10 protein-coding genes are annotated in these 24,040 nt (G+C 52.2%); 2 read left to right on the top strand and 8 right to left on the bottom strand.

From position 1 onward, the window contains the following. Positions 1-22 precede the first annotated feature (22 nt). Entirely contained in the window at positions 23-1,321 is a 1,299-nt protein-coding gene (locus ACAW75_RS01850; protein ID WP_370726960.1) for a serine hydrolase, read from the top strand. A gap of 130 nt (positions 1,322-1,451) precedes the next feature. Then, the gene (locus ACAW75_RS01855) at positions 1,452-2,405 is read left to right on the top strand and encodes a DUF6624 domain-containing protein (RefSeq protein WP_370726961.1); all 954 of its coding nucleotides are present in this window, start codon (positions 1,452-1,454) and stop codon (positions 2,403-2,405) included. Between the two features lie 137 nt (positions 2,406-2,542). Here the strand turns inward: ACAW75_RS01855 and ACAW75_RS01860 are convergent, their stop codons facing one another. The 8 genes from ACAW75_RS01860 to ACAW75_RS01895 form a co-directional block, all read right to left on the bottom strand. Further along, positions 2,543-5,968: a VCBS repeat-containing protein gene (locus ACAW75_RS01860; protein WP_370726962.1), complete on the bottom strand. Its 3,426-nt coding sequence runs from the start codon at positions 5,966-5,968 to the stop codon at positions 2,543-2,545. Between the two features lie 105 nt (positions 5,969-6,073). Continuing rightward, entirely contained in the window at positions 6,074-9,547 is a 3,474-nt protein-coding gene (locus ACAW75_RS01865; RefSeq protein WP_370726963.1) for a VCBS repeat-containing protein, read from the bottom strand. A gap of 202 nt (positions 9,548-9,749) precedes the next feature. Next, a complete protein-coding gene (locus ACAW75_RS01870) occupies positions 9,750-11,345 on the bottom strand; it encodes a RagB/SusD family nutrient uptake outer membrane protein (RefSeq protein WP_370726964.1) in 1,596 nt (531 codons plus the stop codon). Positions 11,346-11,445: 100 nt separating this feature from the next. After that, positions 11,446-14,544 (bottom strand): SusC/RagA family TonB-linked outer membrane protein, encoded by a 3,099-nt coding sequence (locus ACAW75_RS01875; RefSeq protein ID WP_370726965.1) that lies wholly within the window; start codon positions 14,542-14,544, stop codon positions 11,446-11,448. A 400-nt stretch (positions 14,545-14,944) separates the two neighbouring features. Then, on the bottom strand, positions 14,945-18,316 hold the full coding sequence (locus tag ACAW75_RS01880; RefSeq protein WP_370726966.1) for a VCBS repeat-containing protein: 3,372 nt from the start codon (positions 18,314-18,316) through the stop codon (positions 14,945-14,947). Positions 18,317-18,395: 79 nt separating this feature from the next. Next, positions 18,396-18,950: a hypothetical protein gene (locus ACAW75_RS01885; RefSeq protein ID WP_370726967.1), complete on the bottom strand. Its 555-nt coding sequence runs from the start codon at positions 18,948-18,950 to the stop codon at positions 18,396-18,398. A gap of 124 nt (positions 18,951-19,074) precedes the next feature. After that, entirely contained in the window at positions 19,075-20,571 is a 1,497-nt protein-coding gene (locus ACAW75_RS01890) for a RagB/SusD family nutrient uptake outer membrane protein (RefSeq protein ID WP_370726968.1), read from the bottom strand. 23 nt (positions 20,572-20,594) lie between these two features. Next, complete coding sequence (locus ACAW75_RS01895; protein WP_370726969.1) at positions 20,595-23,621, bottom strand: SusC/RagA family TonB-linked outer membrane protein; 3,027 nt, start codon at positions 23,619-23,621, stop codon at positions 20,595-20,597. Positions 23,622-24,040: the final 419 nt, after the last annotated feature.

Genomic DNA, 24,040 nt, shown 5'->3' on the forward strand with positions numbered 1-24,040 from the left:
AATTTTGCGTTAGTTAGAGGTCATGCGCCTTCCCGTCACCCTACTCGCCTGTTTTCTGCTGATCAATGGCTTCGTGCCAGCGGCACACGCCCAGCCACGCACTGACGCGTTTCTGGCCAACCTACTGAAAGCGAATAAAAGCCCCATTTTTCAGCAGGTGATGCAACGGCCTGATGAATACCGGGTGCAGATCATCTACACGCAGATCGACCGCGATAAGGCTAACCGGCCAACGTTTACCAACTATTATTTCCGGGTCGACAGTACCGAGTATTTCAATCCGGCATCGACGGTGAAACTGCCATTGGCCCTGCTCTCGCTGGAAAAGCTGAATAACCTGAAGAACCCGCGCCTCACCAAGTTCACGGCGATGCAGTTCGATAGCGCGTATAGCAAACAGACGAAAGAGTGGACCGACAAAACGGCTGAATCGGGTTTTCCGTCGGTGGCACACCTCATCAGGAAAGCGCTTCTGGTCAGCGAAAATGACCCCTACAGCCGCATGTACGAGTTTGTGGGACAGCAACAGATCAACCGCGCCTTACATGCCAAGGGCTATCCCGATACGCGTATTACACACCGCTTCGTGCGGATGAACGCCGACGAAAACCGCCATACCAACCCCGTCCGGTTCATCGATAAAGATGGCTCGACCATTTACGCCCAGCCCGCCGCTTACAATACAGATCCGTTCGATTTCAGCCGGGTGGCTCGCCTCGGCAACGCCCATTACGCAGGCGATAGTCTGGTGAAACAGCCCTTCGATTTCACCATGCGCAATAAGCTCCCGCTCGAATCGCTGCAACAGATACTGCAATCGGCGCTATTTCCAGAATCAGTCCCCGAAAAGCAGCGCTTCAACCTGACAGCCGACGATTACTCCTTTCTGTACCAGTACCTCTCGCAAACGCCGGGCGAAACGAATTACCCCAAGTACGACCCCAACATCTACTACGACAGCTACGTCAAGTTCTTTTTCCGCGATACCCTGCACCACCTGCCCGATGGTGTTCGTGTGTTCAACAAAGTGGGTTGGGCCTACGGCTTCCTGACCGACGCGTCGTACGTAGCCGATTTTAGGAACAAGGTCGAATACATGCTATCGGCCGTGATCTACGTTAACAGCGACGGGGTTCTGAACGACGATAAGTATGACGACGAAACCATTGGCTGGCCGTTCCTGTATCAGTTGGGGCAAACCATCTACCAGCACGAGCTAACCCGGAAACGTACCTACAAACCTGATCTGTCGCGCTTTAAGGTAACCTACGAAAAGCGCCGCGCTGACGACCGCCCAACGGTGAAAGGGGTGGATAATTAGTGGGGCTCCAGGCAGATACAAATAGATTGATCTAACGTTGTTAAGCCATTACTGATTACTAGTGTTTTACATCTTAGAACAGCGCTCTGATCTATTTGTAGCAGCTTAACACAGCAAACAGTTACCATTTATGAGCCCATTTTCTGTAGCCGCTCTATACTTCGTGGTTCTATGCATTGCGCATCAATCCTTTGCTCAGACCACTTATTCTACTAAGGACACGGCTTATATTCATGCTGTTGAACAGGGGTTGCAGTTATTGAAACAAGGAGACTGCCAGCGTTGCCTGGCCGCCTACAGAAAAGCGTTTGCTATAACACAGAAAAGCGCGTTAAGTACAATACGAGCTGCCGCTTGCGCTTATCAATGTCGACAACATGACGTTGCGACAGCATACCTCCAAAAGGCAATTGACATCGACTATGAAGCGGTTGGCGATGTATGGAACGACCAACAGTCCTATCCTGAGCTATCCCTGCTGCGTACCCCTGTCATAGCCGCTCATGTAGACTCGCTATTTGTGCAGAAGGATAAACAGCTTGGCTTAAACGTACCGCTTAAAAAGCAGTTAGAGACCCTACATAAAACTGACCAGCAGCCTCGTATGCGCCTTGATTCTGTGGAGCGCGTTTACGGCCAGAACTCCCCACAAATGCGTGAACTCTGGAAACAGATCAGTCATAATGATTCTGTGAATTTGATCAGTATAAAGCGCATAATGGCCCAATATGGGTATCCGGGCAAACGTGTAGTTGGGCCACAGCAAGCAAATACCGCGTGGTTGATCATCCAGCATTCGCCACTGCAGGAACAGGAAATGTACCTGCCTTTAATGCAGGCAGCAGCAGCTAGCGGTGAAATGGCGAAGAGTAGCCTAGCCCTGCTGATTGATCGCATCAACGTGGCCAAAACCGGCAAACAGATCTATGGCTCTCAGGTAAGTATTGCCCCATCGGGCAAACGATCATTTTTCCCGATCGAAGACGAGCAAAACGTCAATAAACGTAGGGCTGAGATGAACTTAAATTCAATAGAAGAGTATGCCAAGCAATTTGGCTTTGAGTATAAACCAGGAACGAACTAATCGCACTGTACCATCCGATCTTTTCCGATTTAATGTCAACTACGAAAAGCGCCTTGCCGATGATCGGATACAGGTGAAGGGGGTGGATAGTTAGAGTGTAGTTAGCTTCGCGCTGTAGGTTGCTTTCGCTGGTCCCTTCAACTAGGCCGGTTCGCCGCTGCGATCCCTGAATGGGTCTTGAACACCTGCACCCTTCCGCCATTACGCCCAACCAGTATAAACTGACCGGTGCGGCCCTGCACCGGCACGATAGAACGTATTTCGCCATGTAGCACAAAACCAGTATCGAAAGGCGATGGAGCAATGAATGGACCGTTTCTATTGATCAGCACAAAACCGCTGCTGGCATCGTAGCGCCCCTGATAGGTGCTTACCCCGTAAAAATTGCCGCCGCCCAGCACGTCCAGATCGCCGTCGCCGTCGGCATCGAAGGGCGTTAAAGCAAACACCTTTGACACCTGCGCCAGCATCGGCAAGGGACGTACCTGGAACGTCGGAGACGCCCCTTTCGCCCCTGTATTTTCCAGATATACCGACGCGAACTGATCGACTGTGTGCTCTTCGGCATCGGCCAGATCGGCAGGCTTGAAGATGTCTGAAACAGCCTTGCCGGCAATACTGGTATAGGCCACATACCGTTTGTTGATAATCCCCGGCATCTGTTTGCCCAGTTCATCTTTCGTGGCCACCGGGAACCAGTCGTCGGTATTGCCCGGCCGTTTGTAGGCCAGCACCTGGTCGGTGGTCTGGTTAGCGTCGATGTCTTTTACCCACATATGCAATTGCCCGTCTGGCCCTTTTCGGAATTTGGTGTTCAGGCCCAGATTCCCCGCCATCAGGTCGGTATCACCATCTTTGTCGAAATCGGCGGCGGCGAGGCATTGCCAGAACCCAGCCATGGGCACGTCGCCAAACGGTTTATCGGCCTCAGTGAGTTTACCCTTTTCATTCAGGAATACGCGCGGAGGCATCCAGTCGCCCGCCACCACCAGATCGGGCCGACGGTCGTTGTTCAGGTCGGCCCAGACGGCGTCGGTAATCATCCCGGCCAGCCGAAGGCCGGGCGCACGCTGCTCCGTTTCAATGACAAACTGCCCTTTTCCGTCATTGATCAGTAGGTACGAATCGGGTGTCTGGCCGTAGCTTTTCGCCACAACGCGCCCACCCACGAACAAATCCAGATCGCCATCGCCATCAACGTCGGCCGCGCGAACACAGCTTTTGTTACCCGCCAATTTGGGTAAACCAGGCGATTTCGTGAATTGACCAGCGTTGTTCAGATAGAGCCTGTCAGCCAGCGGTGGGTCATTTTTCGAGAATTCGTTACCACCCGACACCACGTACAAATCCAGATCGTGGTCGCCATCGGCGTCGAAAAAGAGCGCGTCGACATCTTCCGACGAGGAATCAGCCGCGATTGCGGGCTGCGAACTGGCTACAAACCGGCCCGCAGGCGTTTGCAGCAGCAACGTACCTGGCTGATCGCGCGCACCACCGGCATACACATCGTCGAGCCCATCGCCGTTTACATCACCCGCCGCCAGTCTGGGCCCTTCGGTAGAGATTTTAAACGGCATCAGCGATTCGCGCGCAAAATCCTGGTAATAGGTATTCTCGCGATGGCGGTACGGAAAGGCTGTAGAATCGGCCGCTGCAGTGACTAATGGGGTTATGTGCGACTTGGCAGAGGAAGCAATAATGTACCTGCTGCCGTCGAGCTTCGCGTCGGCTTGCCTCAGCACCAGTTGCTGACCGGCAGGTACGTTGATGCGCACCTCCATCTGCTGGTCCGGCCAGATAACGATCAGCGAATCAATGCTTTTCCGGTGACCCAATCCAAAGGTCAAACGCGGCTCCACCGACGATTGAAAGCCACGGGTGGGCATTAGCTGCTGTACCTGAAGGCTGTCGCCGCCCGCGCCGTAACGCAGGATAACTTTAGCCCCTACCCCGGCCGTATTGGCTCCGCTTCCCTGTAGCCGCAGGTTCAGGTACGTATTGTCAGGAAATAACACGCTGGTCTGGTTCAGGTAGATACCGGCAGGATCGTTCAGGTTGTTGGTGATCAGATCGAGGTCGCCGTCGTTGTCCAGATCGGCATAGGCGGCTCCACTGGCGCAATTGGGCACATCGAACCCCCAGGCCAGCGACTTGTCCTGAAACTGCAGCGTCGATGTTCCCCGGTAGAGGTAATTATGCACTTTCCCGGCCGGCATGATCTGAATCGTTTTCTGAAGTGCCTCAGCCGACGTACCCATAGCCGCCTGCACCGAATCATTCGATACGTATTTGACATAATCGAGGTCGTTGGGACGGCGCACAATGCCATTGGCGATAAATAGATCCGTTTGCCCGTCGAGGTCATAATCGGCCAGCAGCGGCGACCAGCTCCAGTCGGTAGCGGCAAGGCCCGACAGCGCGGCCACTTCAGCAAACCGCTGGCCGTTCTGATTCAGTTGCAGGCAGTTCCGGCTGTACTGGTTCATGTAGCCATAGGCTAGCTTGTAGGTGTAAATATCCAGCGGATCTTCACCTGCCGACGATTTTTCAACGGTTTCGTCTTCGGGGTACATGTCGAGCGTCACCAGATCGGTAAATCCGTCGTGGTTCACGTCGGCGGCATCGTTACCCATCGAAAACCGGCTGGTATGTCCCATTTGCTGCGGAGCCACGTTCGTGAAACCGCCCTGTTGGTTGTTCAGATACAGGTAATCGTCTTCATGGAAATCGTTCGAGACGTACATATCTTCCCAGCCGTCGTTGTTCATATCGGCTACGGCCACGCCCAACCCGTAGCCCATCGGTGCCTGGAAAATGCCTGCTTTTGCCGACACATCCCGAAACGGTTTCCCAGGGCCCTGATTCTCGAACAGGAAATCACCCGCCAGCGAATCGGCCTGGTCGCGGGCGGTCACTCTATCGAACGAGCGAACGGAATGGACTGCATGGTTGAGCAGAAAACAGTCAAGATCACCGTCGTGGTCGTAGTCGAAGAAAGCAGCCTGGGTTGAGAAACCTGCAAAAGCCAGCCCATAGGCTTCGGCCTGTTCTGCGAAGGTCGGTACGCCATCCGGGCCGGGGCCTTTATTGATATACAGTTCGTTGCGACCTATTGTCGGTACGTTGCCGCCGCCTTTGAATCCGCTGACGGCACAAACATACACATCGAGCAGCCCGTCGCCATTTACGTCGGCCATCGTCGTTCCGGTTTGCCAGTCAGCTTTTCCAGCCACGTTCGCCTTCGTGGTTACGTCATCGAAACGGGGCGATTCTCCCTTTTTGGTTCTGTTAAGGTATAGCTTGTTCAGCCCCTGATTGGATACGAAATACAGGTCTGTCAGGCCGTCGTTGTTCACATCTCCTGCCGATACGCCCGCTCCGTTGTAGTAATAGAGGTAATCGATGATGTTGAGTTGCGGTGTATCGGTCAGCCGATTCACGAACGTCACGCCGGTTTTTGCCGAATCAAGCGTCTCGAACAGCTTCGGTTCGCTGGGCGTGGTTTTGCAGCCCCACGTGGTGGAGAGGAGGAAAAGAAAGAGGGTGTATTGTATGGGTTTCAATGAATTGATGGTTACGCCAATTAGAGAATACGGGGTACTATGCAAGCATGGATTACGGGGCGGTCGCTGTCGCGCCCGAGAGCGGGCGGGCCCTCGTGTCCGCCCCTACATGCCAACCATCCTGAAGGTTTTTAACGGCCCGTCGCACTCGCCGATTAGCAGGTACCTACCTACCCGCTTTATGTCCCGAACGTCGCCATTGACGAATAGGCCGGATTGGGTCATGGGGACCGTTTCAAACCGAAAATCGCCTGTGTTACGCAGGACCAACCCGTGGTTCGCATCGACTTTACCCAAACGGAGGCGCAGTTTTGAATTGTTGCCCATCAATACCAGGTCTTTCTTACCGTCGTGGTCCAGGTCGTCGGCCAGGATAGCGAAGACGGGCGCGTACTGGGCCGTCTGGGGCAGGCTATGCGGCACAAACTGACCATTCTGATTCTCCAGCAACAGTGTCCGGGTTTCGTTGATTTCCCGTTTCTGGGCGCGTTCGAGTACCGACGGATCGAAGAACTGATCGAGCGTGGCGGTTGAATACGAGGCGTACGTCTGGAAGGTACGGCGCAGGCTCGTTACCTGCTCCCCTATTTCGTCGCGGGTGTGGGCCGGGTAGGCCTTGCCCTGAATGAAGTAGGTCATGAAGCAGTCGAGCACGCCGTTCTGGTCAAAATCTTCGTACACCAGCGTGGCCGGTTCGGCAGTTGTGGCCCGGAACTGTGTGTTCTGGCCGATGTTACCCACAATCAGGTCGTCATCGCCATCACCATCCAGATCAGCCTTTTCCACGCGGTTCCACCATCCTGACAAGGATTGAATGGGCGAATTAGAGAATGAGCGATTATGCGCGTTTATCAGTACAGTCACGGGCATCCACTCGCCTACGACCACCAGATCGGGCCAGCCATCGCGGTCTACATCGGTAGTTGTGGCATCGGTAACCAAACCCAGTTGGCCCAAAGATTTCAGGGTAAAATGGGCGTGGCCATCGTTAATCAGCAGCATGCTCTCGTCGACCAGCGGATAACGGTTTGGCCGCACGAACCCACCAACGAACAGATCCAGGTCACCGTCGCGGTCAACGTCGATCGTCGTTACGCACGAGCCGTTGATCTTGTCTTCAGGCAAGGTGGCAGGGACCAGCCTGCCGTTTTCATTTAACCAAAGCTGATCGGGCATTTCGCTAAAATCGCGGATACTGTACCCCCCGTTTACCACAAACAGGTCGGGGCGTTTATCACCGTTGAAGTCGGCCAGCACTGCGTCGGCATTTTTGCGGGGAGAAGAGCCTGGCGCGTAGGGCAAAGGGGCTGGAATAAAGGGGCTTTTTACCGACCCGTCGGCCCGCCCAGGCCCTTTGCCTTCAGCCGATGCGTCAGACCGTCCCAGCAACAACGTACCCGGCTTTTCGGGTGTGCCGCATACATACGCATCCGGTTGCCCATCGCCATCGACGTCACCCACTGCCAGGCGCGGACCAGCGTATGAATATTGCTCAGGCAACATCAGCTGCCGCTCAAAATCATTTACCGGGGCAATGGTGTGTGTATACCCCACCCCCACCCCGGACGCGGGGCCGCCCTCCCCTGAAAACCAGGGGGTGGGCGATGCCTCGGCCAAACTGCGGAGCGTTGCTCCCCTCTCCTGGTTTTCAGGGGAAGGCGGCCCCGCGTCCGGGGTGGGGCCAGCCCGTGCATACTCGACTGTCAGGGTTTGGTCGGCGTTGGCGCTGGGTACGTTGTCGATTCGTCCGTCGGGCCAACGCACCTGGATGCGTGTTGGCTTTGCGCCATCGGGCAGGCCGAAAAGCAACGCATCGTGGCTGGCCGACAGGTAGCCACGTGTAGGATAGTTCTCCTGCGTCTGCGTTTGTCCGCCATTATCGACCGTTACCGTGGCACCAATACCGAATAGATTTCCGGCGGGGCCTTTGAGCTTTATTTTCAGGAAATGGCCTTCGTTCTGGTCGCGTTCCGTATTCCGGTAAATGCGGGCGGGCTCGTTCAGGTTATTCGTGATCAGGTCCAGATCGCCATCATTGTCCAGGTCGGCATAGGCGCAGCCGTTCGACCGCGTGTTTTCGTCGAATCCCCACTCCTTTTGCCGGTTCTGAAACGCCACGCTGTCGGGCTGTGGGCCACTGATGTTTCGGAAAATGTAGTTCTTCGTTGGCGTCGACGGCATCTGCTTCAGTTGGTCCAGCAGCGAGGTACCTTTCTGCATCTGCTCTTCATCGCTGAGGTATTTGGTGAAATCCGCGTTGGTCAGATCGCGACCGAGGCCATTGCTGACGAACAGATCTTTGCGGCCGTCGAGGTCGAAATCGGCCAGCAGCGCCCCCCAGCTCCAGTCGGTAGCCGACACCCCCGCCAGTTGACCCACCTCCGCGAAGTGGCCCGAACCGCCCGGCGTTTGCTGGTTGATCTGGAGCATGTTCCGCATGTTCTGGTGCCAGAAGCCATTCTTGAGCTGTGCCTGATATACCTGCCAGTTGTCGGGCCAGATCAGCAGTTTCTGCCGGGCGTTGTCTTCCGGTAGCATATCGAGCGTGAAAATATCGGGCCGGGCGTCGTTGTTGACATCGGCAATATCGACGCCCATCGCCGAGTACGATGTGTGCCCGATCCGTTCCCGTAGCTCATCGCGGAAGGCGGCTGGTCTGGGGCTGGGGGCGTGGGGCGCGGGGTTAGCTCCGCCCGTTGTTGCTCCAAGCCCTACGCCCTTAGCCCCCTGCCCCAGCTGATTGATGTACAAATAATCGTCTTCAACGAAATCATTCGCCACATACACATCGGGCCAGCCATCGCCGTTGGCATCGGTGACCGATACGCCCAGCCCAAACCCTAGTGGATTCCCTTTGATGCCTTCCGCTTCAGACACATCGACGAAACGGCCACCATCGTTCCGAAATAACTTGTCGCCCGCATTGTAGTCGCGTTCGGCGCGCATCACGGCGGCTTCTTTGCGTTGGTAGTTCTTCAGGTTGTGGTTGATCAGGAAACAGTCGAGATCACCGTCGCGGTCGTAATCGAAGAAGTTGGCCTGCACCGAATAACCCGAATCGGCGAGGCCATATTCGGCGGCACGTTCGGTAAATATGGGTATGTTACCGGGACCAGTATGATTATTGATGAACAGTTGATTCCTACGAACCGAATCGGGGCGCATGCCTGAATAACAGACGTAGATATCGAGCCAGCCATCGGCATTCACGTCGGCCAGGGTAACACCCGTTTTCCAACCAGTTGGCCGACCGGCTACTCCTGCTTTTGCGGTAACATCCGTGAATGCCAGGGGTGCGCCCGATTTTGCGGTATCGCCCTCATTCAGAAACAGCTTATTGGGCACCTGGTTGCCGGTGAAGTACAGGTCAACGCGGCCATCGTTATTGAGATCGCCCGCAGCGACACCGGCACCGTTGTAGAAGTATTCAAACGACAGAATGTTTTCCTGTTCGGTTTCCTGCAACATATTGGCAAACGCAAGGCCGGTCTGGGCCGGGTCCGTTTTCTCGAACAGCGTGCTTCCGTTATTACAGCCGAGACAGGCAACAAAAATCAGTAGAAATACGGCAGGTTTCATAGGTACGTAAAGATACTACCTGAATGGTAGATATGTAGGGGCGCCCCTTGCGGGCGCCCGTCTCGCGGAAGCAATAGTGTATAGTAGAAGAAGCCGTTACATGTGATTGTAACGGCTTCTTCTACTATACACTATTGCTTTCGCGAGACGGGCACCCGCAACCGATTCGGGTAGGGCCACCCCTACCTATCAATCCTGTGGATTAATACCCTGCGTTCTGTGGTTGCAGGTTCGGGTTACTGTCGATGGCCTGTTGCGGGAATGGGAACAGAACAGCCGTATCAGGTGACTTGGTTGCCCGTTGGTCAACTGGGTTCAGGAACGTGCCAAAGCGAATTTCATCGCTCCGGCGCCAGCCTTCCCAGTACAATTCACGACCACGCTCTGCCAGAATAGCCGTCAGATCAACCGTGGCAAGCGATGTGGCACCGCGTGTGGTCCGCAGGTTATTGACGATACCAGCTGCCGTTTGGCCTTGTGGATCCGTTCCCCCGCGCGCAATAGCCTCGGCTTTCATCAGCAGCACATCAGCATAACGAAGCAGGATGTAATCATTGGTTGGGTTGTTGTAGGTCGTTGGGTTTGGCAGGTATTTGATAACCCGGATGCCGTTCACCTCATTGGCCAGACCAATATTCACGTTTGGTGTAAACACCAGCGGGTTACCACTACGGTCTTTCAACGGAACCAGCGCCGTGGTGCCGGCAGCCGGCGGACCAAATTGCTGACCAACCTGAAAACCAGCGGTCAGACCGGTAATGGGCGTCAAATCAGATGGTTGCGCTGAACGGCGTTCGTCGTTGGCCTCAAAGCTGTTATAGAAATCCGATAAGGTCGTGAAACCGTTCCAGGCACCAATGTACTGGTTGTAGTGCTCGGTCATGAAGTACCGGTTCTGAACACTACCTGGCTGCGCCGTTGCTGTGTTCTGAATGGTAAAGATCATTTCGCTCGAACGCTGATCATTGTCCCAGTGGAAGTTATCGAAATATTTCCCTTTAGCATTCAGCGCAAAAGCCGTATTGGCAATGACCTGATTTGAAAAATAAATCGCCGAGTCCATATCAGCCTTAGCGAACGTGTATGGTCCGGCAGGCGATGATGGATTCTGGTTGTACACCGCCCGGTTCAGGTACATTTTAGCCAGCATGGCAGCGGCGGCTTCTTTCGTAGCCAGGTTTGCCGTTGCTTTCGTGTAGGTTGGCAGGGTAGCAAAAGCAGCCCGCAAATCGCTGATCACAAAGTTAGACGCTGCCTGACGGCTTAGCACCTGTGGGTTGGCGTCAGCGGCATCGGTCACCTGACGAACAGGTGTACGGCCAAATAAGTCAACGATATACGAGGTGAAGAAGCCACGCAGGAAACGAGCTTGCGCAACCAGTTGAGCGTTCGAACCAGCGGCGTAAACGGCCTGCGTAGCCCGGAAAGCACCCGTATTCATGTCGTTCCAGGCATTGAGTACTTCCGTGTGCTGCGAATCCCAGGTGTGCTGGTGCAGCTTACGCCATACGCCGAAGTCATCCCAGTCAGTACCACGGGTGGGGCCCATCATTTCGTCTGACGGATGCTCTTGCAACGCATAGGTACGTCCCTGGCTGTTTGCAATGACATTTAGCGCCTGATAAGCACCCTGTAATGTAGCTGCGGGGTCAAGCGTGATAGACCCCTGCTTGGCATCGGTTGATGATAAGGCACCAAATACCTTGTCATCGAGATTTGTACAGCCATTGATGCCTGCCCCACCAACCAATACGGTAGCGGTTAGCAAGCCAATGGTCTTATATTTTGAAAAGCTCATGTTTTTAAAATAAAATGTTCTGTTGATGCCTGTTCGTATGCACTAGATAATATGAAAATAATACTATTAGTACATACGAGCCAGGACTCATACTAGTTGCTTAGAACCCAACATTTAATCCCAGCGTGATCGTACGGGGCGTTGGGTATGGCGTGTAGTCGATACCCAGTGATGGAATACCGTTCCCATTGCCGTTGTAAGTCACCGTGTTCACATCTGGGTTCAGGCCCGTGTAGCCGGTGAAGATGAACAGGTTCTGACCAGTCAATGACAGCGACAGTGACTTGGCAAAACCACCGCTAGGTAGCTCGAACCGACGTGACAGCGTCAGGTTGGTGATCCGAACATAGTCGCTGCTTTCCAGGAAGCGGGTCGATACCGAAGCAGGGTTCAGGCCATTCTCATTGCTGTTGGCCACATCATACGTTACGTTACGAGCGTTCTTGAGGGCGCCTTTAGCAAACAGGGCGTTGGCCGTGTTGTTGTAGATCTTACCGCCAAATTGCCCATTCACGAACAGGCTGGCTGTCCACAGGCCGAACGTGAAATTGTTGGTCAACCCTAAACGCAGTTTAGCAAATGGGCTACCCTGATAGGTTGCCGCGCCATTGTCGGCATAGGTTGAATACCCATTTGAATCAAAGCCAGTGAACTTAGGAATGAAGAACGAGAACGGGGCATAGCCATCCGTGATCCGTTCTGCATACGCACCCGACAAGCCCTGGCCGCTGATCGCCCCAACAGCCTGGTTTGTACCGATACCGTTTGCTTTAATATCAAGCGTGGTCAGGTTGAATACCGCTTCCCAACCAAACTGCTGCGTTTGCGCTACCTGACCGATCAGGTTCAGCTCGATCCCCTGGCTGACGATCTCGCCGGGCAGGTTGATCCATTTGTAGCTAACTGGAGCAGGCTGTGCGTAGAACACCTGTAACAGCGTGTTCGAACCAGCGCGGTGATAGTAGTCGATCGATCCGGACAGACGTCCTTTCAAAATGCTGAAATCAATACCGGCACCCGTCGTCGTGTTCTGCTCCCACTTCAGGTCAGGGTTCGGGTTATTCTGCTGAATCTGCGAACCTGTGTTGGTGTATGTATAGATGATTTTCGAGGCACCACCGGCAAAATCCTGGTTACCCACAATACCGTAGTTGGCCCGGATTTTCAGATCGTCGAAAATACCTTTGGGAATGAAGCTTTCCTGCGAAATGCGCCATGCACCGGCCAGTGACGGGAATGTTCCGTACTTGTTGTTGATCCCGAAACGCGATGATCCATCGACCCGCACTGTAGCTGTCAACAGGTATTTTTCATTCCAGTTGTAATTGGCCCGGCCAAAGTATGACTGAAGATCATTCTGGCCGCGTGATGAACCACCACCGATTGCCGTTCCTGTCAATGTGTTGGCAGCACCGATGTTATCGGTGTATGAAATGACCGATTCGTTGAAGGGGAACCGGCTGGCGGCCAGATAGCTCGTGGTGGTACCAAATGTCTGGTAAGCAAAACCAGCTACCGCTTCCAACGTACCTGGACCCAGTTTCCGGTTATAGTTGGCTGTGTATTCAACCAGTTTCGACAGACGGTTCAGGTTGTTAATGTAAGCAGCGCCACCAAGGCCCGTTGCCGGATCGGTAAAGACCTGGTTTGTTACCGAGCCAAGTGGCACCGAGAACTGACCATTCAAGCGCGAGTCGATCGATGTTGTCCGGGTCGATGTTGAGTTATCGACCCCAAAGTTTGCTTTCAATGACAAGCCATCTGTTACATACCAGGTAGCACTAACGTTGGCCAGTGTCCGGTTGGTCACGCTCTTATCGTGGTACAGATCCAGCATCGCCCGTGGGTTACGGTACGAGCCACCAGCAAGCTGGTAGTATGACGACGTATCGCTGCTGTTCCGGAAAACTGGGTACGTTGGGTTAGCACCGATCATAGCACCAAACAGGTTACCCAATGCACCAGCCTGGTTACCGGTCATGGCATACTGGTCCGTTACATTCGATGTCGTGGCGTTTACGGCCAGCGTTACCTTCTTGTTGAAGATATCCTGCGAGGCATTGATACGACCCGTAACCCGCTGCTGCCCCGTGCCTTTCACCAGGCCCTGCTGATCCTGGTAACCTACTGAGAACAGGTAACGTGTGTTGTCGTTACCACCGCCGAAGCTTGCATTATAGATCTGTGAAATGCTGGTACGCAGAATCTCTTTCTGCCAGTCGGTGTTCGCTCCCGCGTTCACGGTCGACAGTGTTGCGTCGCCACCGGCTTTCGTTACGCCCGCCAGGAAATCGGCAGCAGAAAGCAGATTGTATCGCTTTAACGTTGACGAAACCGCACCTGATGCCGAGAAATTAAGCTGTGGCGCACCGGCCTTTCCTTTGCGGGTTGTGATCAGTACAACACCGTTGGCACCCCGCGCCCCATAAATAGCGGCCGCCGAGGCATCTTTCAATACCGAGATGTTCTCGATATCGCTTGGGTTCAGGAATGACAGCGGGTTACGCGCCGTGGTGGTTCCTGTACCGAAGTCGGGCGTACCACTACTGAAATCACCACCATCGAGGGGCACACCATCGATAACGTACAAGGGCGTGTTACCACCCCGCAGCGACACGGCACCCCGGATCTGGATGTTGTTGGCGGCACCTGGCTCACCACTCGCTGGCGTGATCTGCACACCAGCTACCCGACCCTGAAGCAATTGTTCAGGCGAAGTAATTACCCCTTTATTGAAGTCTTTAGGCCCCAATGTCGCTACCGAACCGGTTACGTCTTTGGCTTTCTGCGTGCCGTAACCCACCACGACCACTTCGCTTAGGGTCTTGTTGTCTTCAACCAGCGAGATATCGATCGTTTGGCGGTTGCCAACGGTCACTTCCTGTGGCGTATAGCCGATCGAACTAAACACCAGCACCGATGTGGGACCAACACCTGTTAGTCTATATCTTCCATCGGCATCAGTAGTTATACCACGTGTCTGTCCTTTGACCTGTACGGTAACGCCAGGCAGACCAATACTACTGGTCCCATCGGTTACTCTGCCGCCAACAGACGCCTCCTGCGCAAACGAGTAAGAGGTAGTAAAGAGCATAAGCAGCATGAATACTGCTTTCCATAGGTTTACAGCTTTGTTGGTTCGCAGTTTATGGCTGGAATCAACAACCTGACCCACTGTTGAGTAGGGTTTGTCGTTCATAAAACGGTTGACTTGTTAAAAATGGTTTTAACCACCCTTCGCCGCTTTGTTGTACAGACAAATAAGCGAAATCAACCAAACAACGATGACGTTGATAATGAGGTACTTGAAAGTTTGCCACGTTGAGTATTGACTCCTTCTGATTTGTAATTGGACAAAGCAGGGCTGGTCTATAGGGCAAATTACAATAGTAAGATTGAATAATTCAACTAATTCAGGGAAACCCTGTTTAATATATTTTAACATTAGGGTTTATATAGTGCAGTTAATTGTTTTAATACAATATAAAAAGTGCTGCCCAGGCCTGGGCAGCACCTTTATTATGAACCACTTAGCGGTACCAACTGGTTACATAGTTACACGTGTATATAGTTATTAGCCCACAAAAGGCCACTAAAATTTAACGCTGTTTAAATAGCACCGGCGCTGCATTATTAACCAGGCTGAGTAGGTACGGTTGTTTATTGATCGTCAGCGGGCTAATCTGCTTCACTTCTCCGCCTGCCAGATAGCCGCTTTCTTTGCTCGACAGTACCCGGAATGTACCGCCTGGCTGATTTAGCAAAACAATTCCCTGACAGGCATCGATCATACCAAGTTGTGGCGTGAAATGCGTAAAGTTTCCGCCTAGCACCACGTCTTTTCGGCCGTCGTTATTCAGATCGTCACAGGCAATGGCATTCACGCAGGTCGTTTGTACGGCGGCGGGCAGGTCGCGCACGGTGAATGCACCTTTTCCATTATTCATGGCTACAATCGACCGCCGGTAGGTTAGCGTTTTCTGCTGACTGGCTTCCAGCACATTGGCCGGGAACAAGTCCTGCAATGCTTTGGTGGCGTAATCACTGTGTTTCAGAATCTTGGTTTTCAGGAACGGAAACTGGTCGGCCATTTCGCGCTTTAGAAACACAGGTACGTCCCGACCATCGATGGTCTTGGTCATGATCTTGTCGAGAATTCCGTTTTTATCAAAATCATTGACCCATAGCTTCAGTGGGTGTTCAGCGTCGGCATTCAGTGCGAAATTCTCACCGATATTACCAATGATCAGGTCATTGTCTTTGTCGCCATCAACATCGGCCACGACTACGCTTCCCCACATACCCGTAAGGTCATTCAGCCCGGTTGTCTGTTTCACAAAGCGGCCATTTACGTAGCCGAACACTTGCGGGCCCATCCAGTCGCCAACCACGACCAGCTCGCTGCGGCCATCCGCATTCAGGTCAGCCCATTTGGCGTCGCGAATCATACCCAGATCGGCAAAGTCGGGGGCTATACGCTTCGATACATCCTGAAATTCGCCGGTCCCGTCGTTCTGGTAAAGGAAACTGGGTGGGCTCACGCCGTATTCTCTGGGGTAACTCCGGCTACCAACAAACAGGTCCAGATCGCCATCGCCATCGTAATCATAGGGAACAGCCACCGATGTGTTCATGGTTGTCTGTGGCAATGCACGGATGTTAATCTGGAACCCACCCTTGCCATCGTTGACATATAATCGGTTCCTCAACGTACCTGAACCGGTTGGGACTTCGTTTCCGCCACTGCCGACGAATAGATCGAGATCACCGTCTTTATCGGCATCGAAAAACAGGGCGGCAGTGTCTTCAAAATCACTCAACTCCCTGAAAATCGGCTGGCTGGACTTGGCAAAGCCTGTGCCCGTTTGCAGATACAGCTGCCCTCCCTGCCCTTTCGCTCCACCGATATATATATCCTGTCGACCGTCGCCATTCACATCACCAATGGCTGCTTTGGGTCCTTCCGACGACAGTTTCATGGGTATATTCCGCTCGGCGAAAAAGTCTTCATACTTGTCTTCAACGTGGGCATCGAACGGGGCAGGCACGCTGGTAAAAAGAGCGGGAGCGGTCGGCTGGGTACGTTGCACTGACGTACCTGGCAGTACGCGGGCATCGGCATGGTTCAGCGTTAGGGTCGTTCCCACTTTAGGAGTACGGAGCACGGTCACCTTGTCATCAAACCACGTTACCCGCACGGAGTCGACTTGTTTGAGTGTTCCCAAGCCAATCGTCTGTATATACTCCGTGCTCGACTGAAACCCACGCGATGGCGCGATGTACCGGCTGAAAATCTGCTTTCCGGCAAACACTTCGATCTTCGACCCGATCGCAAACGTATTCTGTCCGTCGCCCTGGAGCTTTACCCGCAAAAACTGATTAGCCGTTGCCTTTTTCTCCGCGTGATTCTGATAGACAAAACAGGGCTGATTCACATTGTTGACAATCAGATCGAGGTCGCCGTCATTATCGAGGTCAGCGTAGGCGGCCCCATTCGAGAACGACGGATCGGCCAGGCCCATGGCGTCGCCCGTTTCGGTAAAGCGCAGGTTCTTGTTGTTGCTGAAAAAGTAGTTCGGAATGGGCCGTGATGGCATGTTCTTCACGATCTCATCAAACTCCTGCTTCTTACCCGACAGCACCATTTTCTGCGCAAGCTCATTGGCGAAGAAATCGATAAAATCCTGATCGATAACGTCGTTATAAATGCCATTGCAAACGTAAATGTCGTTGTAGCCGTCGTTATCGGCGTCAAACAGCAGAGCGCCCCAACTCCAGTCGCTGGCAGCCACACCGGCGTAGTTGGCAATTTCGCTGAACGTGCCATTCTGATTATTCAACTGAAGGCAATTCTGCTGCAACTGGCTATAAAATCCCTTGTCGCGTTTCAGATTAGCCACATAATGATTCTCAAACGAGGTGGTTGTTTTCAGCCGTTTCTCATCGCGGGGCAGCATTTCGGTCGTGAATATCTCAGGATACCCATCGTTGTTGATATCGGCCATGTCGGCTCCCATCGATGCGATGCTCAGGTGCTTCATCCGCTGTTCAATCTCTTCCCTGAACCCGGTATGACGGCCAGCTTCATCGTGCTGATTGATGTAGAGGTAATCTTTCTCAAAGAAATCGTTCGATACATAGATGTCTGGCCAGTTGTCGCCGTTTACGTCACCGATGGTCACGCCGAGGCCGAAGCCAATCAGGCTGCTGTAGATAGTTTCCTCTTTGGAAACATCATGGAACACGCCATTATCATTACGCATTAGCCGGTCGCCGCCGCCTTTCAGAAAGTCTTTCACCGGCCAGTCTTCGGCCCGCACCGAGCGGTTGTTTTCGTAGTTAAGCGTGTTGACCGGAATAAAACTGTTGTTCAGGATATAGCAGTCGAGGTCGCCGTCTTTATCGTAATCAAAAAAGGCGGCGTGGGTCGTGTAGCCGTTGTCGTCCAGGCCATACTTTTTAGCTTCTTCTGTAAACGTAGGTACGCCATCGGGCCCGTTTCCCTGATTGATATACAGTTCCTTCCGCTGATCAACGCCTTTCTGGTAACCGGCATAGCAAACGTAGATATCGAGCCGACCGTCGTTATTGATATCGACCATGACCACGCCGGTGCCCCATTTACCATTGCTTCCTACTTTCGCTTTGGTGGTAACGTCGTCATACTTCCAGTTTCCCTTGTTCAGGTACAGCTTGTTCGACCCCATGTTTGAGGTGAAAAAGATATCGGGCAGCCCATCATTATTGATATCGCCCACACCCACACCGCCCCCGTTGTAGAAGTTACGGTAGTTGAAAATATTGAAATCAGCCCGGTTTTCGACCTTGTTTTGAAAGGTGACGCCAATGGCCTCATTGTCCATTTTCTCAAACAGGGTATCGCCCTTTTTCGACGAGCAGGCTGTAAAGAACAGGGCAACCAGACAGCCCAAAGTGAGCTTCAGGTACGTTATTGATACTGTATTGTTCATAGGTTAGTGACGGTACGCCAATCCAAAGTTACCCACTAAAACCTATACCGGTCGGGGAAACTTACAAGTTTACCGGGGCTCAGTACAGCAACGATTTAGGCGCGTCGCCGCGCAGCATGATTTTCGGGCGCTTGTAGACCAACAGCCCCTCCAGGCTTTTCCAGGTTTTCGGGTCACGCATGGTGTTGAAGTTCCCCGTTTTACCCAGGAGGCGGATAACCATTTTTTCCTCAGAAAGCGATTCCACAGTTACGTCGCCTTCGGTCATCAGAAAACCGTCGCCGGTACGCAGTTTTTTATCACGTACCCGGCCAATCATCACGCTCCCCGCCGATTGATTGTCGACCATAATAGTCCGCACCACCGGTTTTTTGGCAAATAAGGTTTGGTCGGCAAACGACAGAATAACGTTACTCTCGTGCTGATCGAAAAGGTTTATATGGATGGTGTTAGTCGAAATGGTCACCTCGCCATTGAACCGGCTGTCTTCGGGGTAAAAAGCCTCACCATCCATGTTGACCAGTAGTCTGGCCTCACCTTCTTTCAACGAGTTATAAATCGCATCAACATCTGGTTTCGGCGTGCAGGCATTAATCAGGAGTAGGGTCATTAAAAGAAGAATACGAACGCGCATAGTTGGTAAAGAAGAGATTACAGGCTTATAAGTCACTGGCTGTCTGATAGGTTTCCGGGTACGTTGTAAATGTAAAAAGGCCCGCCGGAGCGGGCCTTTTCGGAACTGGTGGGATCACTCAGTACTAATAACCCGCGTTTTGCTTCAGGTTCGGGTTTGACGCAATGGCATCGGCAGGAATCGGGTACACAATGGTACCTGGGTCTTTCCGGTCAACACCTGTCCCTGTCAGGAATTTGCCATAACGAACTTCAACTGTCCGCTTACCGCCTTCCCAATAGGTTTCACGGCCGATCTCATCAAACAGTGTATTGGCATCCACTGTAGTCAGTGTAGATGCGCCGCGTGTTTTCCGCAGTGCATTTACCCAGGCTAGTGAACCGGCCACATCGCCACCCCGGAACAGGGCTTCGGCCTTCATCAGATACGCATCGCCATACCGAGCCAGGATGTATTTGTTGGCATCGGCAGGGTGGTACTTGATAACCCGAATACCTTTATCCGTTGGGCAACCGGCCAGAATGACGTCGCGGGTAAACTGTAGCGGCTTGTTAGCGCGGCTGTCATTTATGGCTACACCTTTGTCGTTGTACTGCTGTCCGATCAGGAAGCCGCGCCCGATACCTGAGTAGTTGGTACCATCTTTTTTAGCAGCCTGCCCTTTCCGAATGTCGGCTGTCTCAAACTTGTCGTAGAAATCAGCCAGCGTAGCAAAACCATTCCAACCTGATGGGTTCTGATCGTAGTGCAGGGTCATGTACCACCGGTTTTGCGGCGAACCTTGGGCACCTGTCAGGATAATTTCGCTGTTTGCCTTAGCCGTAAAGTTGCTGAAATAGTCCGAACTGAGTTTGAACCCAGCTGCCGTAATGGCATCCACGTATTTAACAACCTGGTCCATATCAGCCTTAGCAAACGTATAGCTCCCGTCGGTGTTAGTTGACGTATACACAGCTTTGTTCAGGTACATTTTAGCCAACAGGTAGTTGGCCGACGCTTTCGTGGCAACCGGGTTATCTGCCGATGCCGGGCTAGCCTCTGCCAGAGCCGGTAATGCCTCGGTCAGATCTTTCACAATAAAGTCAAACGCTTCGGCACGTGATTTTACCTTTGGGTTATCGTTTACCCCTTCGCTCGTTTCACGGAAAGGCACCTGACCCCAATAATCAAGCACATGCGCCATATTCCAGGCACGCAGAAACTTGGCTTGCGCCGCCTGCGAAGCAGTAGGGCTGGAAGCCAGAATCTGTGTGCACTTGAACACTTCTGAGTTCAGGTTATTCCAGGCGTTCAAGATCCATGAGTGCGTGGGGTCCCATGTATGCTGATCGAGGGTACGCCAAACTCCGTTATCACCCCAGTCAACACCACGGGTTGGTGGGATCATTTCGGCAGTAGGGTGCTCGCCCAGCGCGTAGATGTTAGCCTGATCAGAGAAGTTGTTACCCAGGTTATTGTATGATGCCTGGAGGGCCGAAGGAACGTCTGCTACAGTGGTTCCACCTCCCGATGACTTTACAACCAGGGAGTCTTTTTCTACCGACTCTAGGTTGGTGCAGGAGGCCAGCACCGCTAGAACCGTAGTGATTCCAAGTGTTTTGAATGCTATATTATTGTTCATCTTTTTAGTTGTAAATCAGTGATTTAGAACGTGAAGTTGGCACCAAGCGTGAAAGTGCGAGCCCGTGGGTATGCTGTGTAATCGATACCAGCAGAAGGCACACCGCTCAATGACTTGTTCGTATTTACTTCAGGGTCCTGACCAGTGTAGTTCGTGATTACGAACAGGTTCTGGCCAGTCAGGAACACACGCAGGTTCGACAGCGCCGATTTACCCAGGTTGAACCGGTAACCTAAGTTCACGTTCTGTAACCGAACAAATGAACCGTTCTCCAGGAAGCGAGTCGATACGTCTGGCGCGTTGAATGCACCTTCGGCAAGGCCAGGTACGTTGCGCGTTACGTTACGGCCGTTGTTATACGATCCCTTCGTGAAATAGGCGTTGGCTGTATTGTTGTAGATGTAGTTACCAAACACGCCGTTGAAGAACAGACTCATGGTGAAGTTCTTGTAACGGAAGTTATTGGTCAAACCACCGGTTACAGTTGGCAGCGGGCTTTTATCCAGGAACTTCTGTACGTCGCCACCCAGATAAATTGAGTTACCGTTTTCATCGTAACCGCCAAATTCACGCAGGAAGAACGCATACAGGGGTTGTTCGTTGGCAATACGTTCAGCAAATGCACCGGTTAAACCCTGGCCGTTGATACCACCCGTATTGATCAGACCAGTGTAGTTTTTAACGATGTTTTTGTTGTAGGCAACGTTAAAGTTTACGTCCCAGCCAAAATCAGCTTTATCAACAGCAGCGTAGTTCAAGGCCAATTCAACCCCATTGTTCAGTACGTTGGCGTCCAGGTTCTTCCAAACGAAAGGCGTCAGAGCTGGCTGAGCGGAGGATGATTGGATGAGCAGGTCACGCGTATTTTTCTGGTAGACGTCGATGCTACCCGACAACCGATTGCCTACAAAGCTAAAGTCGATCCCGGCGTTAAACTGCCCGGTAGACTCCCATTTCAGGTTTGGGTTCGGGAACGACACGTCGCTCAAACCACCACCGCTAATATTATCGCTGGTTGCATTGAAACTCCAGTCGCTATACCGCTGACGCTGCTGATACAGGTTGTGCGGAATGGCCTGGTTACCCGTTACTCCATAGCCAACACGTACCTTCAAATCAGAGAATACATTTTTAGGGATAAAGCCCTGCTCGATGAGTTTGTAGGCGGCAGCTACAGACGGGAAATAGCCGTACTGATTACCCGTACCGAACCGAGTCGAGCCGTCGGCCCGCAACGTACCTGTCAACAGCAAGGCACCGAAATCCAAGTTTACCCGACCGAAATACGACTGTAGTTCATCTTTCGAGTAGCTCGTGTTGTTCAACATGCTACCGAAGCCTTTCGTATTGTCGGCAGAGGCGGCATTGTTGATCATCAGATCCAGATTGTTGGTCCGGAAATTAGTAGCCGTAACCCGCTGTGACGAGTACTCAAAGCTCTGGTATGAATACCCTAACAGGGCGCTCAAATTCACACTGCCTACTTTTTTGTTATACGTGAAGTAGTTCTCCCACAGGTTATTATCGATCTGAATATCATTCAGGTACAAACGGCCCACATTCTGGATATCCTGATAGATCAGGTCTTTCGAGAAGGCCGCTTTCCGTGACGACATCGACTTATCGAAACCAAGTACTGTCTTGAACTTCAAACCATCAATGATTTCATATTCTGCATTGATATTACCTACCGTACGAAGTGTTTTCGTGTTGTCTTTCGATAGCGACAAAAACGCCTGTGGGTTTGGCTCAGCTACGTTAGACGATTGCGCCAAAGAGCCATCGGCCTTGTAAATGGGCAGCGTCGGGTTTGTTTTCAGGATACCACCCAACAAGTCACCCTGATAACCCGTGTTATCAGTTACCGGAATGTTACCGTCTTTGTTCTGCGATACTGTAGCCTGAATACCAACATTCAATCTGTTGTTGATAAATTTCTTATTACCGTTGAACGACAGGCTTATCCGGTTCAGCGAGCTGCGCTGCATAATACCCTGCTGATCAAGATAACCCATCGAGAACCGGTAGTTCCCCGTGTTGTCACCGGCACCATACGCCAGGTTATGTTGCTGCGTTACACCCGTACGGAACAGAACGTCCTGCCAGTCAACGCGAGCCCCTTTATCATTAGCGGGTTGCAGCTTGGCGTATTCGTCAGCGCTCAGCAGATCGTACCGCTTAGTAATGTTGCTGATACCAATTGATGGTGAATACTCCAGGGTGCCTTTTGCGCCCTTGCCTTTCTTAGTGGTGATCAACACAACGCCGTTGGCGCCACGTGCCCCATAAATGGCCGTAGCCGACGCATCCTTCAGAATATCCATCGACTCAATATCATTCGAGTTCAGGAAGTTCAGCGGGTTACGTGGCGCTGAGCTACCAATAGCGTTATCCCCGCCAGCTGATGTTTCATCGCCGCTGAGGGGCACACCGTCTACTACGAAGAGTGGGTTGTTACCGTTACGAACCGACGACGTACCCCGGATACGGATGTTAATGGCACCACCTGGTTCGCCATTGCTTTGTGTGATAGCCACACCTGGCACCCGGCCCTGAAGCAGTTGCTCAGGAGAGGTCGTGATCCCTTTGTTGAAATCTTTGGTACCAATGCTATTTACGGCCCCGGTCAGATCTTTCTTCATCGCTGTACCGTAACCGATAACGACTACTTCGTTCAGCGTCTTGTTGTCTTCTGCGAGGGTTACGTTGATAGTTGACTGGCCGCCGACCCGAACCTCCTGGCTCTCGAAACCAACGAAGCTGAATACCAACACAGAAGCACTCGATGCACTGATCTTGTAATTACCGTCAGCATCTGAGTTAGTACCCCGCGTTGTGCCTTTCACACTGACGCTAACGCCAGGTAATCCCCGGCCGTTGTTGTCTGACACTTTGCCCGCTACGCTGTTATCCTGCGCATACGATAATTGGCTGCTCAGCGTGAGAAGCAGCATGAGCACCGACAGTAGTCCCAACTGAAGAGACGACCGAACGGACTGCATACGCCCAAGAAAATTGGCGTAACCTACTGAGTAGGAGTTGTCCATCATAGGTTTGTTAAAATTGGTTAGTAAAAGTTTTAGTGGTATTTACTACCCTATCCATATGCCTCGCTAGTTAATAATCTGTCTTAGAAGACGTGTTTACAGGACACAGTAAGCATCCGCCTTCTAGCATTCAGATCAGAAAATATTGAGTATATAGATGAAGCAGCCGACAAATTACAAGAAATAATACGTTAGGTACAAATTCTTTTTATGATAAATTAATACGCAGCTCTGGCAAAATAATACTTAATTTTTGCTAAGCTGATTCTGTATTTATACGTCAACATAGGTTCAAGAGTATACGCACGCATAATAAACTGTTTGATTTATAGCCAATTACCTATCTCCTTGCTGTTATCTAGTATCGAAGGATAATCCTATCTGACCATCGACTTAATTTCACTGTTGAGCCAGTTTTGGTT

Source organism: Fibrella arboris (genome assembly GCF_041321095.1).
Taxonomy (GTDB): domain Bacteria; phylum Bacteroidota; class Bacteroidia; order Cytophagales; family Spirosomataceae; genus Fibrella; species Fibrella arboris.

Excerpts from the sequence above, each read along its gene's own strand:
- ACAW75_RS01885 (WP_370726967.1), bottom strand. The coding sequence starts at position 18,950 with ATGCGCGTTCGTATTCTTCTTTTAATGACCCTACTCCTGATTAATGCC.
- ACAW75_RS01865 (WP_370726963.1), bottom strand. The coding sequence starts at position 9,547 with ATGAAACCTGCCGTATTTCTACTGATTTTTGTTGCCTGTCTCGGCTGT.
- ACAW75_RS01870 (WP_370726964.1), bottom strand. The coding sequence starts at position 11,345 with ATGAGCTTTTCAAAATATAAGACCATTGGCTTGCTAACCGCTACCGTA.
- ACAW75_RS01850 (WP_370726960.1), top strand. The coding sequence starts at position 23 with ATGCGCCTTCCCGTCACCCTACTCGCCTGTTTTCTGCTGATCAATGGC.
- ACAW75_RS01880 (WP_370726966.1), bottom strand. The coding sequence starts at position 18,316 with ATGAACAATACAGTATCAATAACGTACCTGAAGCTCACTTTGGGCTGT.
- ACAW75_RS01875 (WP_370726965.1), bottom strand. The coding sequence starts at position 14,544 with ATGAACGACAAACCCTACTCAACAGTGGGTCAGGTTGTTGATTCCAGC.
- ACAW75_RS01895 (WP_370726969.1), bottom strand. The coding sequence starts at position 23,621 with ATGATGGACAACTCCTACTCAGTAGGTTACGCCAATTTTCTTGGGCGT.
- ACAW75_RS01855 (WP_370726961.1), top strand. The coding sequence starts at position 1,452 with ATGAGCCCATTTTCTGTAGCCGCTCTATACTTCGTGGTTCTATGCATT.
- ACAW75_RS01890 (WP_370726968.1), bottom strand. The coding sequence starts at position 20,571 with ATGAACAATAATATAGCATTCAAAACACTTGGAATCACTACGGTTCTA.